This window comes from Listeria farberi, assembly GCF_014229295.1.
Taxonomy (GTDB): domain Bacteria; phylum Bacillota; class Bacilli; order Lactobacillales; family Listeriaceae; genus Listeria; species Listeria farberi.
Map to the genome: position 1 here is coordinate 123,628 of NZ_JAARZL010000004.1, position 16,279 is coordinate 139,906.

The following is a 16,279-nucleotide window of genomic DNA, read 5'->3' on the forward strand; positions in this document are numbered from 1 at the left end:
AAAGGAGGAGCGAATGTGAATCGTTTGAAAAAATTAGTAACTATATTAATTTGTACTTTGCTTATAGTTTCACTTCTTCCATTTTCTGTCTGGGCAGAAGACCAAGAAGGGGCTGAAACAAACGTAGGAGAAAATGCTACGAAAGAAAAGATTACTCAGGAAATAACTCCGAATGAGACTACAAAAGAAACTACAGCAAATGAACCAATAAGCACAAAATCATTTCCTACGGGGAATTATTCTGGGGACTTTAGTATTAATTCTCAAAAAGATGTGATTGAGTCTGGTCAGACAGTGAACTATAACATCTATTTAAAAATCACTGGACCAAACACAAGTTATAGAAATGCTAAATTGGTAATCAATTTACCGGAAAATGGGGAATTCACACAAGCACTAAATGAACTTAAAATCGCAGGTGTTACGCCTAGTTATAACAAAACAACTCGTCAACTTGTTTACACCTACCAAACGCTAAATAGCGGTGTAGTTGACAAAGTTATTCTAAAGCTTTCTACCAAAAATGGTTATACACCAAATGGTACGAAATTAGAAGTAACAGGCGAATTTAGTGCAGATAATTTATCAGAAAAAGTAACGGAGCAAGCTGAAACAATTGTAAATGCAACAGCTACAACGGCTTTATCAAATGATTTTACTAAAGTAGAAAATAGTATCAATAATAATCCGAGCCAAGGTGACATTGGAATTTGGTCTTTCAATCTAAATATACCGAAAAAATCTACTGGAAGCCTTTTTATTGAAGAAGGAAAGAAGATTATTATTGAATATACGTTAGACGATAAGCTAGATTATTTAGGAGTAGCAGGAGATACACCGGAGCCAACAAAAATCGAAGGACAAAAACTAACTTGGGAAATTGCAACACCTACATATTTGGAACAAGAAAAAGCAACTAGTTTACTTAATAAGACTTTCCAAATTAGAACGTTCTTCCAAACTACTATACCAAATTTTGCGACGGTGCAAAATAAAGCAGTAGCAACAACAAGCTTTGTTACTTTAGCTGATAGTATTATAGACACTTCAAATGCATCTGTCTCCGTCTCAGCAAGTGATCCAGCGACAATTCCGCCGACTATTGGAAGTGTCTATGCCCCAGCACACAGAGGACCGGTGGATGCAGATTGGGGAATTGCTACTGTGACCGGAAACCCAGATATAAAAGCATATGATAGTGCCAAATTAGGCTTTAGTTTGATGCTAAATTCAGCGATGAATGATTCTCCTTCATATGACTTCCTTTACTATGATGTTTACTACAATATGGATGATAATTTAAAATTGGATTATTTTCGAAGTGGCGATTTTTATTTTAAACCAAATATTAATTATCCAGGCTGGCCAAAGCTAAAAAAATCACCTAAATATAATTTGCTTGTAAAATACGGTGATGATACTGACTGGACGACGTTAAAAGAAGATGTAGAACTAGGCAAAATGTATTCAAGAAAAGATCTTGGAATTCCAGATGATAAACATGTAAGTAAAATATGGCTTCATTTCACATATGCACCAGCTGGAATGTACGGAGCAGATCTATCTTTCTTTACAACAGTCAAAGAAGGGTATGTAGGCGAAGTTAGAAATAGCACACAAATCAACATGTATGGAGCGGATAGCCAAGGTTATATCCATTATCATGATGAGACAAATCCTTGGCCGGAAAATTGGCAAAAATATGCCGGTGACCGGACGGCTCAAATTATACCGCAACCAATTGGGAAAAATAAATTTGTCCAAGGATCGGTTGCATTTGATGATACCGATGGAAATTTAATCAACATAGGCGATAATTCAGTTTCTGTTAATTTAGAAAGCAATAAAGCTTCCATATCACGATTAACTGGTCCTTTTGAAGCAATGGTTCTTTTACCTTCTGGCGTGAAAATGAAAAACACGGATCAAGAAGGCTTCAATGTCAGCGTGTTAAATAGTAATTACCAAAATTCAGGACGTCAATTACTAAAAGTTAAATGGGACAAAAAGACGCTTTTCCCAGCAGAAAAATTAACAGCAAAAATTAATGTGAGCGTATCAAAGGACACACCAAGTAATATGTCTATTGAAATGTTTGGGTTCTTGCAGGATACAGATTTTAATGTGCCAGAAGTGACTGGTACTCCAACAATTTCTGATACAAAAATGGAAATTGACTCAGATGACATTAATCGAAATGGGAATTCGGAAGAGTCTAGAATCACATCGGGAAACCATTACATTTTAAATACGAGTAATCATTTGAAAATTAGTAAAAAAGCTAAGGGTAATCGCGATAAAGAATACAGCGGACTGGCAAATGCCACAACAAATTCCATCGTGTCGTATCAATTATTACTAGAAAATGATTCGGACGAAAAAATAGCCAACATGGTATTAATGGATGTTTTGCCAAGTGAAAAAGATTTAGGAATTACAGATAACAGCGAACGTGGTAGTAAATTCAACTTGGAGCTAACGAAAGCAGTAGCAATTCCAAATGAATGGAAAGATAAGGTCGAAGTAACTTATAGTACTGCCAAAAACCCTAAACGCGCGGGCGTTCTCGATAAGCACACGATTTATCCAACTGGTTCAGAACCTCTAGTTGATAACGCAGAAGCAACAGAAGCAGATTGGTTAACCGCATCAGAAGTACAAGATTGGTCCAAAATTTACTCTTTTAAAATGGAACTAAAAGAAGGTATTGAGTGGATTCCTGGGAAATCCATGAAAATTCAATTTGATTTAAAAACACCAAAGAAAAACCAAATAGGTAAGGAACTTTTAAAACAGCAAACGAAAAAAGAAGACCGAGCTGCATGGAATTCTTTTGCTGTTGCTGTAAATAATTCTCAAGTAATTGAGCCGGCCCAAGTAGGAGTGGCTTTAGATGACAGTGTTGCGCCAGTTACAGTGCAATATGTTGATCAAAACCATAAACAAATTGCCAGCCCAGAAACATTAACTGGGGCTTACGGAGAAAAATTCACTGCAAAACAGAAAAAAATTGCTAACTACACCCTTGTAAAAACACCCGCGAATGTAAGTGGAACATTTAACGAAAAAGCTCAGACAGTTACTTTTATTTACCAAAAAGTGACAGCCGGAAGCATCATTGTTGATTACGTCGATAAAGATGGTGCGAAATTAGCTGATTCAATTGTCTTAACAGGTAATTTAAATTCCAGTTATCGAACTTCAGCAAAAAAAATCTCGGGATATAAATTGTACCAAACACCCAAAAATGCAATGGGGAAATTTTTGAACACTTCACAAAAAGTAACTTATGTGTATGAAAAAACTAGCGCTTTATCAGTTTCTTCTAATGAGGGAACTGAAAATGGGGAAAAACCGGCAAAACTACCACAAACTGGAGACTCAAAGAAAAATAATTTGTGGTTTATCCTTGGACTACTCTTACTTTCAAGTACTTTTGTGATTATGAAGAAAAAATGATTTATCAGTAATTTAAAAGGGTTTTAGGAAGTTTTTGATTATTATTGTTCACTAAAAAGACACAAATTATTTTATTTTTTCGTAAAAAGTAATTCATGGGTTCATTTATTTGGTACAATTCAACAAGTCTATAAGAGATTTAACAACATTTAGAAATAGATTATAGGAGGACTAAACGTAGTGAAAAATATCAGACAGTGGAAGAAGCTAGTTATTGCAATGGTTATCGGTTTACTAGTATTCCAAAATGTTTCACCTGTATTAGCAACGATGACAGGAGATGAAACAACAAAATCAACATTAAAAATTATTAAAGAAGATAAAGATACAAAGGAAAAAATCAATGGTTCTTCCTTTGAGATAAAGAATAAAGAAACGGGTGAAACAACTGATTTAGCCATTAGTGCAGATGGTGAGGCAACTATGGATTCTCTTTTACCGGGTGAGTATCTGGTTAAAGAAAAAGTTGCAGCAAAAGGTTACATGCTAGATGAAAAAGAATATAGTGTAACTTTAGCAGAAAAGGAAGAAGTAATTACTTCAGTTTCAACAAAAGAAAAAGAAGAAACAACTAAAGAAACAACGACACCAATTAAAAAATCTACCCAAAATGCAAATCTAAAAGCTGCTATTACAGAAAATATTTTTACTAAAGTAACATTAAAAGATGGTAATGGGGCTGAAATCAACACTTCAGATCGGATTCAAAATGGTAGTGGTGTTGTACTTAATATGAATTTTGCTTTTACTGGAAAAAATTACAAAGCTGGAGACACCTTTACAACAGTTTTACCAGATGCATTTAACTTTGGGAATAAAAACCTGAGTGGAAATTTCTTGCCTTCCACAGAAGCAGAATGGACGCTTGATGTTACAACACGTGAACTCACAATTAAATTCTTAAAAGACGGAATTCAAGAAGGCGATTATGATGTGAATATTAGTACCGCCTTCAAAGTATTTACAGCGACAGAAGAAACAATACAAGAAGTTGTTTTTAAAACAGCTGGGAAAGATACTATTTATCAAATTGAAGTAGTTCCAGTTGTTGCATATCCAACTACAGTATCTGTTACAGCAAATCCAGGTGTAGTTAATCCAACAAAAGGACAAGTTGATGCAAAATTCAACCTAACTAAAGAAAAAGACGCTAAGGGTGAGCTGAAACTTAATGATTATGCTTCTGGTGGAACAACAACCATAGATAGAGATAGCATTAAAGTTTATTCAAGTGATGTCAGTGCTGGTGGTACCTTTATGGGTACAAAAAAATTACTCGTTGAAGGCACAGATTATACATTGACGTATTCTTCGACAGCTTTAGTAGTTTCGCTTAATGGTGGGCTTGCTGGGAAAGGCTATCAAGTAACATATGACCGAACAATTAATAAACCAAGCGATTCACTTTCTTATATGTCTACCCAAGCATACACAGTTGGAGATTCAGGAATACTATCAAGTAATTCGTCTTATGTCTATTTAGCAATGACCAATTACAAACATTTAGAGAAAAAAGCTACTTATAACGGTACGACACAAAGTATTGATTGGGTAATTAATTTCAACTATGACCAAGATGAAATTTCTCCTTCTACTGTACTTACCGATGTGTTAGCAGATAATGATGTAGAGTATGTTGCGGATTCACTCAAAATCAAACGCGTAACATTTAATGCGACAACTGGTGTACCAATTATTGGTAGCGATGCATCAAGCGACTGGACAACATCGACAATCTCAAATAATGGGAATTTTAATTTAACGTATAAAGCTACTAATACAAACGCATATCAAATCACTTATTCTACTAAAATAACTGATTTTAAAGATCGTAAAATTAAAAATGAAATTACGGATGAAAATGGCGTTTCAGCTGATGCAACCATTGCTATTCAACCTGATTTGCTGAAAAAAGAAGCAGGAAGCATTGATTACTTCAATAATACAATGAGTTGGAAAATCACTGCTAACTCAGACAAAATTAAAATGGATAATCTTAACATTACAGACAAATTTTCTACGGGTGTTAAAAGCCTAAAAAGTTACACTGTTCGTGCTTATACAGATAATTTCACTAGCGTAGTATTAACAGAAGGAAAAGACTTTACTATTAATAAAAATGTCACTCCAGCAGGATTTTACATACAATTAATTGGTGATTATGCTTCTACAAATAAAAAAATTGTAGTAGATATTGTTACTAATATTGACTTATCTGATGTAACGAACACAATTGATAACAAAGCATTTATTTCATACTATGATGGGGGAACTATCAAATACGTAGAAGAAGTAACTGCTTCAGCTACACCAGATGCAAAAATGATGACAAATGGTGGGAAATACGGTGCGTACAATGCAACAACAGGGAACATAGATTGGATTGTTTCTGCAAATGCAATGGCGAAAAGCTACGATAACTTGATTTTGGATGACCCAATTCCGACTGGATTAACTTATGTAGAAGGTTCTTTACAATATCGTAATGTGGAGTCATCAACCGAAATGATGAGTTTACAAATTCCACTTAATTCTACTGGAACATTGGCCAAAGCAGGGGATAAAAATTACCCAACCAAAGTAGATACAACTGGAAATAAAATACATTTAGAATTTGCCAATTTAGATAACACTCGTGTATTTATTAAATATAGTACCAAACCAGATGAAAATTGGTATTTTTATAAATATGTGCAAAACATAGCGAAAGTTACTGATAATGGTACAGATGAGCACACATATTCTTATCAAGCCTATGCAAGCAAACTTTTCAATGCGATGACAAAAACGGCTACCATTGATTCAACTTATAATAATAAAGTTAACTGGACTGTAACACTTAATAATATTTCAAAAGATCGTCCTATTAATAACCCAACATTAACTGATACGATGAAAAGCGGAACAACAGGAGCACAAGTTGTAAAAAGTAGTTTTAAAGTAATTAATGAAACAACTGGGGACGATATTGACTCAAAATACTATGATATAACGTTTACGGATAATAATTTTACTATCCAGTTTAAAGATTACAAAGCAACAGATCCAATCAAAGTAACCTATAGTACAGTTAGTTTGATGTCAGGTTTGATTAGTAACACAGCTACAACAGCATCACCTGACTATGGTAGTCTCCCATTGTCATACAAATCCAGAACAACGAATATTTCTCCAGCTTTCACCATTGGTAGTGGTAGCGGGACGGCGACAATTGGTTCACTTGAAATTACCAAAGTTGATAAAAAGGATAATACAAAAAAACTAGCCGGAGCTAAATTCCAACTTTACACGCTTGAAGGAGATAAAGCTGGGCAAGAAGCAACAACTGATTCAGAAGGAAAAATCGTCATGGACGGACTTCAATCAGGAAAATATAAGCTAGTTGAAACAGCAGCGCCAACAGGATATTCAATTAGTGATGAATACAAAGACGGTAAAGAAATCACGATTACTGCTGATGCAGCGACGAGCGTTACAATTGAAAACACAGAACAAACTGGTGGCGCGGTTCTGCAAAAAGAAGATAGTGTAACAAAAGATGCTATTGCTGGCGCAGAATTTGAATTACAAAAAGCAGACGGAACAAAAGTATCCGAAAACTTAGTAACAGATACAGATGGTAAAATTGAAGTGACTGATTTAGCGCCAGGGGACTATCAATTTGTAGAAACAAAAGCACCAACAGGCTATGTACTTGATGCAACACCAACGAAATTCACGGTGGAGTTCAACCAAACAGCAGCTGTAGTTGTTACAAAAGAAAACACAGCCAAAGCTGGTAGCGTAGTTCTAACGAAAGAAGATAGCGTAACAAAAGCTGCGTTATCTGATGCGGAGTTTGAACTGCAAACTGCTACTGGAACTAAAGTAAAAGATAATTTAACAACGAATGCAAGTGGTGAGATAGAAGTAGCTGATTTAGCACCAGGCGATTACAAGTTTGTAGAAACAAAAGCGCCAACAGGCTACGAATTAGACGCCACACCGGTTACATTTACTATCGAATTTAACCAAGCGACTGCAGTCAAAGTAACAAAAGAAAATGTTGCGAAAACTGGTAGTGTAGTTCTTACTAAACTAGATAGTAAATCAAAAAGTAATTTAGCTGGGGCAGAGTTTGAATTACAAACAAAACTTGGGGTAAGTTTGAAAGATAGGGTAGTAACAGAAGCAAATGGTCAGTTGCAAATTGATCAATTAGCACCGGGTGACTATCAACTAGTAGAAACAAAAGCACCAGCAGGTTATGAACTTGATGCCACACCGGTTGAATTCACCATTGAATTTAACCAAAAAGATGCAGTTCAAGTGACTAAAACGAATAAAATGTCTACTGGATCTGTTGTGTTAACTAAAACTGATGGGCAAACAAATGCACCTCTTGCAGATGCGACGTTCAAATTAGTAGACGCAGATAATAACGTCACAGAAAACCTAACAACAGATGCTTCTGGTAAACTGGAAATAACTGATTTAGCTCCTGGAGATTATCAATTAATTGAAACAAAAGCACCCGCGGGTTATGAATTAGACACCGTTCCAGTAGATGTGAAAATCACTTTTAACCAAAAAGAAGCACTTCAAGTAGCCAAAACAAATTTAAAAACTGTTGTAAGTGGTAAAGTAATAGCAGAATTTGTTGATACGAAAGGGAATGTATTAGCAGAACAAGAGATTCATACCGGTTTAGTGGGTGAGAAATATGTAACGAAGGCAAAAGCTATCTCAGGGTATAAACTAACAAAAGACCCTACAAATAAAGTTGGTTTATACAAAGAAACAGAACAAAAAGTAACCTTTGTATATGAGAAAAATAAATTACCACTCGTTGTCGACCCTACCAAACCAGTAAAACCTACTAAACCAACAAAACCATCAGTAAGCCCTTCAAAACAAGCTACAGTGAAAAAAGTACAAAGTCTTCCTTCAACAGGAGATAATTCACTAGCTAATCTAATCATTACGGGATTATTCGCTAGTGCACTTGGACTTTTCTTACTAAGAAAATCCAAGCAAGTAAACAAATAAAACAGCAAAAAAGCTATCCTAAGAAATTTAGGATAGCTTTTTTCATTTTAAATCCAAGCATCTTCTTCATTTTTCGTTAAAAGCATTTGAATACCTCGAACAATATTAAAGATAAACAGTCCAACAATAGCTATTAGTGTAAATATAAATAAGCTACCGGTAACGAAAAATGATACATTTGCAAGTAAACCGCCATTTGTCAAAGCTGTAACGAAAACACTGGAGAAACACAGAACACCAGCGATAGTCGGGATAATGTGAGTTAGTAATGCAACTTTAGCATGATGAGTAACATCCTCTGATTTAGCAAAAATCCAAATCAATACTGGCACAATAACTGGCGCAAAGAGGATACTAAAATAACTTAAAGCATTTAAAATACGATGATCATTCATAATCAACACACCTTTCTAAGATGTCTTTATTATAGCAAGACTAGGATTTTGAAGCCCTCGTTTCAAGTTACAAAAAAGGAAAATAATATAACAAATATGTAAGAATTATACGATTGGATTTTTAGCCTGAATAATATGAAGAAGTTGCTCTGACATAAACGCCGGTGAATGAGCAAAACTTTCTTCTGCCCAAAAAACAATCATGCCGAAAATCGCATGTGCTTGATAAGACGCAAGTAACACGGGCTCTATCCTCGATTTATCAGCTGAATAGTCAAAGTCATTTAAAATAAGTTCCCGTATAACATCACAAACTTGATTTTGAAAACTGGGACGGATTGTTGATTTTATAACTTGTGTATAAAAAGCTTGATGACCGTAAACATGATCAAAAATTTTTATCATGGAAGGTGTAAGTGTTTGGATGGAAAAAGGCGTCTTATGTGTATAAGGGTCTTGATACGCTTTTTGTAAATCAGCCAGCACTTCATCAATAATACTATCTAAAAGTTCTTCTTTGTCACGGTAATGTTTATAGAAAGTGCCTCGATTAACATCTGCTACTGTAACAATATCCGTAATAGTAATCTGTTGAAAAGGTTTTTCATCAAGAAGAGTAAATAAAGCTTGGTTTAAGGCTTGCTTTGTTTTTTTAATCCTTCTATCCATCATTTTGAAACCCCCATCTGAGAAAATTTCCTATTACTATACATATAACGCAAAAGTGTTGCTTAATCAACAAAACAGGCTTTCTTTACATATTGAAAGCGTTTTACTGCGGGGATATAATTGAAATAAGAAGGATAGATATTTATCTTTCTTAGCGTAATAAAAGTGAAGGAGGAAGTTATTTATGGGGAAATTAACTGGAAAAGTAGCAGTGGTAACAGGGGCAGCTTCTGGAATGGGGCAACAAATTGCCATTCTTTTTGCGAAAGAAGGAGCGAAAGTTGTTGTTGCGGATTTAAATTTAGAGGCGGCACAAGAAACAGTAGCTTTAATTGAAAAAGAACAAGGTACAGCACTTGCGGTTGTTGCGAATGTAACGAAACAAGATGATATTGAAAGCATGATTAACAAAGCTACTGAGACATATGGAACATTAGATATTTTAGTAAACAATGCGGGCATCATGGATAATTTTGTTCCGGCCGGTGAATTAACAGATGAGCTATGGGATAAAGTGTTTGCGATAAATACAACTGGAGTAATGCGAGCAACTAGAAAAGCACTTCATATTTTTGAAGAAAAGGGACAAGGAGTTATCGTTAATATTGCATCTGCTGGAGGTTTGTTTGGTTCAAGAGCAGGGGCAGCGTATACAGCTTCTAAACATGCTGTCGTTGGTTTTACAAAAAATGTTGGCTTCCAGTATGCTAATAAAAATATCCGTTGTAATGCTATAGCGCCTGGAGCTGTCAATACAAATATTGGTACTACTATTTATGCTCCAGATCAATTTGGGCAAGAACGAGCTATGATTGGAATGGGAACAAACCCTCGAGCTGGTGATGCTTCTGAAATTGCTAAAGTAGCTCTGTTTTTAGCTTCGGATGATGCTAGTTTTGTTAACGGTACGGTAATTACAGCAGATGCTGGGTGGACAGCTTATTAAATAAAATAAATCCGCATGAGAAATATTTTCTTTTGCGGATTTTTTATGAGAAAATAAACAGATAGATATTTTTTAACAACTTCGCATTTAGGGGTTGTTTCTTTGTGTAAAGAGTATGAATGAATAGTTGTGAGCATAATGGGGTATTTGAATAACAAAGTGAAAGGCGGGGATGCTTTTTGGTTGAACAGTTGGTAAGTAATGCAGCGATATTACTCGCAGGGTTTTATATTATTTCATTAGTTTATAAAGAACCAATTACAAAAGAATTATCGACAAATAGAAAAATGGGAGTAGGCGTATGGGCGGGATTACTTGGATTTGCTCTAATGATTTTTGGGATACCGATTTCAAATAATGTGATTGTTGATTTGCGTCATATTCCTATTATTATGGTAGGGTTTTACGGTGGTCCAATTCCTGCAATTGTTTCTGCAGTTATTATTACAGCTTCACGCTTTATAATATCAGTGAATGTGGCAGCAGTGATGGCTGGAATAGTGATGATGTTAATTGGCGTCATAACAGCTCTTTTTAGCAAACGATTGGAAAAATATAGTATTTGGGGCGTTTTTATTTTAAATATTATTGCATGCGGTTTTGTAGTCGTGAACTTACATTTGATTTTAGCAAAAGAGCCAGACTTCTGGGTTAATATGTTTACATTTGTATCAATCGCGCTTGTAATTGGCGCTGTTTCCGCAGGTTTAATGAAGAATATGATTAAATCAAAGCAATTATTTCAAAAATACGAACAAGACTCTACGCTTGATTATCTGACTCGGTTATCGAATGTAAGGCAATTTGATGAAAAAATCAACCATGTGATGGATGCTGGTAGTAGACAAGTAACATTAATGTTAATCGATATTGATTACTTTAAAAATATTAACGATACATATGGCCATGACGCTGGTGACGCCATTTTGAAACAATTAGCTATTATTTTAAAACGAAATACATCAGATGGTTCAGAGGCTTTTAGAAATGGCGGGGAAGAATTTTCCATTGTCTTATTAGATTGTCCGATTGAAAAAGGTAATTTTTTTGCTGAACAAGTTCGTAGAGAAACAGAAGAGCACGATTTTATTATACCAAGTGGAAAACTAGTGAAAATTACGATTTCCGTTGGAGTTAGTAGTAGTAAAGATGGTGCTAATACTAGTGAAGGTTTGTTTAAATCTGCCGATGACGCTCTGTATAAAGCAAAATTAACAGGTCGAAATCGAGTTTGTGTTGCTGATAGAAATTAGCGTGTCGCAAAAAAACGAGTACTTCTAGTAGATGTCTTATGTTATAATAGATTGTGTAATGATGAGCAAATAACTAGGAAACTAGTCCAAAAGGATGAGCTTTTAATGTTTGACTTAATGGATAACTTGCTGGGAGTACAGTCATTTGGCGAATTAAACAAGGACATGCCGACAACGCTTTTTGTCACAGATGCAGACGGTAATATTTTAATTTCGAATAAATTCACTGCACTTACTGTCGGAATGTCGCTCGAAGAATTACTCCGTTGTAATGTAAGAGATTTAGTGGAAGACGGTGTGTACAATGATTCTGTCACACTAGAAGCAATCCGCACCAAACAAAAGAAAACTAAGGTTATCAATACGAAGAAAGGTTTTAGTATTCGTTCGACTTCTACCCCAATTCTTTACCCAGATGGCACAGTCCATCTAGTTGTTACTATGTCAGATGAAACGCAACCAGATAGTTTTAAAACATGGCGAGGGGAGGCAATTTCGGGCAATAAAGAGTCACTTCTTCTTGAAGATTATAAGGAAAATGATGGTACCGTGATAGTAGCGGAGAGCGTCGCGATGAAGCAAATAGTTCGGGTGTGCAACCAAATAGCTCCGTTTGACAGTAAGGTTCTATTATACGGAGAGTCTGGTACTGGTAAAGAAGTTTTGTCGCGCTATATTCATGAAAAAAGTGAACAAGCTGCTGGGCCATTTATTTCGATTAACTGTGCGGCGATACCAAAAGCGCTATTTGAATCTGAGCTTTTCGGACATGAAAAAGGCTCATTTACCGGTGCTGATATCGAAAAGCCCGGGATGCTTGAACTAGCTGATGGTGGTACATTGTTTTTAGATGAAATTTCTGAAATGCCACTAGAACTTCAAGCGAAAATGCTCCGAGTTCTTGAAACTGGTGAGGTAAGAAGGCTTGGTTCGACAACCGAGACGAAACGCCGCTTTAGACTTATTTCAGCGACCAATCGAAATCTTGGCGAAATGGTTGAAAAAGGAACGTTTAGGCGTGATTTATATTATCGTATTAACGTAGTGCCGGTTCACATTCCAGCACTCAGAGAGCGACCGCAAGATATTATTGGTCTTGCACGTCAGTTCATTCAAAAATTTAATCAAAAGTATCAAAAAGATTTTCAGTTAAGCGGCGATAAAACGAAAGAATTACTTTCTCATAACTGGCCAGGAAATGTACGTGAACTTAGAAACCAGATTGAACGCTTAGTTGTTATGTCTGGAAATAAAGAAGTGACAGTTGCGGAAACAGATGATTTTGCACTAGACTTACATTTTAAAGAGCAAACGAAAAAAGAATCACTTCATCTAAAAGATTATTTACAAGACGTGGAAAAACACTTTATTTTGCGAGTGCTCGAAGAAAGTGATGGAAACGTGACAAAAGCAGCTAGTGTGCTTGGGATTCATCGCTCTGTCTTATATCGAAAACTAAAAACACTTCATTAATTTAGAAAACCTAATCGGAATACGCGATTAGGTTTTTTTTGTTGCGTTTTCGCGACTGTTATTTGTAGTGGTACTAATTTTTATGTCGCTTTCTTGCGACAATTACTAACGCTTAAATTTATGAAAGCTGATATAGAGCCATTTTTAATATTGGCACGAAAGTTGCTTTATAAGTAATTGCATATCATTACAAATTTATGTGAATAATTGAACAAATGAGGAGTGAGGAATTTGTCAAAAGTAATAAAAGCAAGTGAAGCAGCAAAATTAATAAAAGATGGCGATACTGTTGCTTTTAGTGGTTTCGGTTTAGCTTGTGTTAATGAAGAAATGGCTATCGCGGTTGAAAAGCGTTTTTTAGAAGAAGGTGCTCCGCGTAATCTGACAGTTATGCATGCTAGTGCGCTTGGTGATCGCAGGGAAAAAGGAATGAGTCACTGGGGACATGAAGGATTGATTAAACGCTGGATTGGCGGGATTGCGATTGCTTCTCCTAAAATGGCGAAATTAATTGAAGAAGACAAGTGTGAAGCATACAATTTACCACAAGGTGTAATTACGCAACTTTACCGGGAAATTGCTGCTAAACGACCAGGCGTTATTACAAAAATTGGTATGGGAACATTTGTAGATCCACGTATTGAAGGGGCAAAAATGTCCGCGAGTTCCACAGATAACTTAGTCGAGCTATTGACGATTCACGACGAAGAATGGCTATTTTATCCAAGTTTTCCAATTCAAGTTGCGCTCATTCGAGGAACTGTGGCAGATGAATTTGGTAACTTAACTTTAGAAAAAGAAGGCTTACATATGGAAGTCTTACCAATCGCGCAGGCAGTTCGAAATTCAGGCGGAATTGTTATCGCTCAGGTAGAATCAGTCGCTAAAAAAGGGTCGCTTAATCCAAAAGATGTCCGCGTTCCTGGGATTTTAGTTGATCATATTGTTATTTCAGAACCAGAAAATCATTTCCAAACTGAAAATACGCAGTACAACCCAGCATTTTCTGGGCATATTCAAGTTCCACTCGGAGATATTGAACCACTTCCGTTAGATGACCGTAAAGTGATTGCACGTCGTTCAGCAGCAGAACTAGAACCACAAACCATTCTAAATTTAGGTGTAGGAATTCCAGTGAACGTCTCAACTGTTGCAGCGGAAGAAGGCGTGAGTGACCAATTAATACTAACAACGGAAGCAGGATCTGTTGGCGGTGTTCCAGCTGGTTTAGCAGATTTTGGTCATGCTTATAACAGTGAAGCTATTGTCGATCATCATTCGCAGTTCGATTTTTACGATGGTGGTGGACTTGATTTATCCGTACTTGGTTTGGCGCAAACAGATGAATCAGGTAATGTGAATGTCAGCAAGTTTGGCTCAAGAGTTGCTGGCTGCGGTGGATTTATTAATATTTCTCAATCAGCGAAAAAATTAATTTTTGCTGGAACTTTTACAGCAGGTGGTTTAAAGACGCGTGTAGCTGATGGCAAATTAGAGATTTTACAAGAAGGAAAAGCTAAAAAGTTTATCAAACAAGTTCAACAAATCACATTTAGTGGCGAATACGCTTCAACGACTGACCAAATCATCCTTTATGTGACAGAGCGAGCTGTATTCCGTTTAGAAAATGGCAAAATGGTTCTAACAGAAATCGCACCAGGAGTTGATTTGGAAAAAGATATTCTTGGACAAATGGAATTCGAACCCGTTATTGCAAGTGATTTAAAAGTAATGGATAGCGGTATGTTTAGCAAACAATGGGGCGGTTTAAAAGCTATTATTGAAAAACAAACAAGAGAGGGAGTATCTATATGACAAAAGAAATAAACCGTTGGGGAGTCTTAATTGGTTCTGTTGGCGTTCTACTTTGTACTGGGGCAGTATACGCATTTAGTGTATTTGCTGGACCGCTTAGTGCTGCTCATGGCTGGACAATTCCACAAGTTATGATGGCATTTACAATTAATGCGGCGATTGGGCCGATTCCAACTATTTTAGGTGGGATTTTAACGGATAAAGGGAAAGCAAAATGGGCCATTTTAATTGGAGGTATACTGTTCGGGCTTGGTTTTGCGCTAACAGGCTTTGCTACCTCGACCACAATGCTTTACTTATCTTATGGTGTCCTTGCTGGGCTTGGACAAGGCTTTGCATATTCAGGATGTCTGAGCAACACGATTCGACTTTTCCCAGATAAACGTGGTCTTGCTTCTGGACTTATTACTGCTGGGATGGGTGGAGCGACAATTATTGCTGCACCGATTGCGAACCACTTAATTGAAACATATAACGTAATGACAGCATTTAAAATTATGGGAGCTGTTTATATCGCAGTTGTCATTGGATGTAGTTTCCTTATTCGCGTTGCACCAGCTGGTTATGCACCAAAAGGTTGGACGCCACCTGCTGGAAATGCAGCTGGCATGGTAAATGTACCTTGGACGGGAATGGTTCGAACAGTTACTTTTTATCTGATTCTTTTAATGCTAGGTATTGGTGCGTTTTCAGGCTTGATGATTGCTTCTAATGCATCTTTAATTGGTCAAAATATGTTTGGCTTAACGGCTGCATCGGCTGCTGCTTACGTTAGTATTTATTCACTAAGCAACTGTTTAGGTCGAGTAGTTTGGGGTGCTGTATCTGACCGTCTGGGTAGATCTAATACTTTAATGATTATTTATACAGTAATTGCTCTATCTTTATTCGCACTTGCAACTCTTCAGTCTGTTGTAGGTTTTGTTATTGGAATCATCGGACTTGGACTTTGTTTTGGTGGTACAATGGGTGTTTTTCCATCTATTGTTATGGAAAATTACGGTCCGAAAAATCAAGGCGTCAACTACGGAATCGTCTTCATTGGTTATTCTACAGCTGCCTTCTTTGCTCCAAAAATGGCAGCGCAAATCGCCGGTCAAAACGGTGGCGACTTCACACAAGCTTTCTATATAGCTATCGCCCTTGCTGCTGTAGGACTTTGTATTAATATTGTTTATAAATTACGTGAGAAAAAACAACCAACTAAAGAATTAGCGTAAAAATAGAGAGGAGAAAAGAAA

At 36.3% G+C, this 16,279-nt stretch carries 9 protein-coding genes; 7 read left to right on the plus strand and 2 right to left on the minus strand.

The genetic code is table 11. From position 1 onward, the window contains the following. Nucleotides 1-15 precede the first annotated feature (15 nt). Nucleotides 16-3,459, plus strand: coding sequence for a MucBP domain-containing protein (locus HCB38_RS11615; protein WP_185638619.1), 3,444 nt, complete (start codon nt 16-18; stop codon nt 3,457-3,459). A gap of 180 nt (nt 3,460-3,639) precedes the next feature. Continuing rightward, entirely contained in the window at nt 3,640-8,487 is a 4,848-nt protein-coding gene (locus tag HCB38_RS11620) for an MSCRAMM family protein (RefSeq protein WP_185638621.1), read from the plus strand. Between the two features lie 47 nt (nt 8,488-8,534). Here HCB38_RS11620 and HCB38_RS11625 read toward each other — a convergent pair whose 3' ends face one another. Beyond that, nucleotides 8,535-8,882, minus strand: coding sequence for a magnetosome magnetite crystal formation protein family (locus tag HCB38_RS11625; protein ID WP_003724594.1), 348 nt, complete (start codon nt 8,880-8,882; stop codon nt 8,535-8,537). Between the two features lie 105 nt (nt 8,883-8,987). Further along, nucleotides 8,988-9,551, minus strand: a complete 564-nt coding sequence (locus HCB38_RS11630) for a TetR/AcrR family transcriptional regulator (RefSeq protein ID WP_185638659.1) — start codon at nt 9,549-9,551, stop codon at nt 8,988-8,990. A 184-nt stretch (nt 9,552-9,735) separates the two neighbouring features. On the opposite strand from HCB38_RS11630, the gene HCB38_RS11635 reads away from it, so the two are divergent. The 5 genes from HCB38_RS11635 to HCB38_RS11655 all read left to right on the plus strand — a co-directional run bounded on the left by HCB38_RS11635 (nt 9,736) and on the right by HCB38_RS11655 (nt 16,258). Further along, nucleotides 9,736-10,497, plus strand: a complete 762-nt coding sequence (locus HCB38_RS11635) for an SDR family oxidoreductase (RefSeq protein ID WP_185319334.1) — start codon at nt 9,736-9,738, stop codon at nt 10,495-10,497. A gap of 179 nt (nt 10,498-10,676) precedes the next feature. After that, entirely contained in the window at nt 10,677-11,750 is a 1,074-nt protein-coding gene (locus HCB38_RS11640) for a GGDEF domain-containing protein (RefSeq protein WP_185638623.1), read from the plus strand. A gap of 105 nt (nt 11,751-11,855) precedes the next feature. Continuing rightward, complete coding sequence (locus HCB38_RS11645; RefSeq protein WP_185607835.1) at nt 11,856-13,223, plus strand: sigma-54 interaction domain-containing protein; 1,368 nt, start codon at nt 11,856-11,858, stop codon at nt 13,221-13,223. Between the two features lie 231 nt (nt 13,224-13,454). After that, a complete protein-coding gene (locus tag HCB38_RS11650; protein ID WP_185638625.1) occupies nt 13,455-15,038 on the plus strand; it encodes an acyl CoA:acetate/3-ketoacid CoA transferase in 1,584 nt (527 codons plus the stop codon). Beyond that, complete coding sequence (locus HCB38_RS11655; protein WP_185319330.1) at nt 15,035-16,258, plus strand: L-lactate MFS transporter; 1,224 nt, start codon at nt 15,035-15,037, stop codon at nt 16,256-16,258. Before HCB38_RS11650 ends, HCB38_RS11655 begins: the two co-directional genes overlap by 4 nt. Nucleotides 16,259-16,279: the final 21 nt, after the last annotated feature.

What these genes read in the sequence shown, in the direction of transcription:
- HCB38_RS11625 (WP_003724594.1), bottom strand. Translation starts at nt 8,882, where the DNA reads ATGAATGATCATCGTATTTTAAATGCTTTAAGTTATTTTAGTATCCTC.
- HCB38_RS11630 (WP_185638659.1), bottom strand. Translation starts at nt 9,551, where the DNA reads ATGGATAGAAGGATTAAAAAAACAAAGCAAGCCTTAAACCAAGCTTTA.
- HCB38_RS11635 (WP_185319334.1), top strand. Translation starts at nt 9,736, where the DNA reads ATGGGGAAATTAACTGGAAAAGTAGCAGTGGTAACAGGGGCAGCTTCT.
- HCB38_RS11645 (WP_185607835.1), top strand. Translation starts at nt 11,856, where the DNA reads ATGTTTGACTTAATGGATAACTTGCTGGGAGTACAGTCATTTGGCGAA.
- HCB38_RS11655 (WP_185319330.1), top strand. Translation starts at nt 15,035, where the DNA reads ATGACAAAAGAAATAAACCGTTGGGGAGTCTTAATTGGTTCTGTTGGC.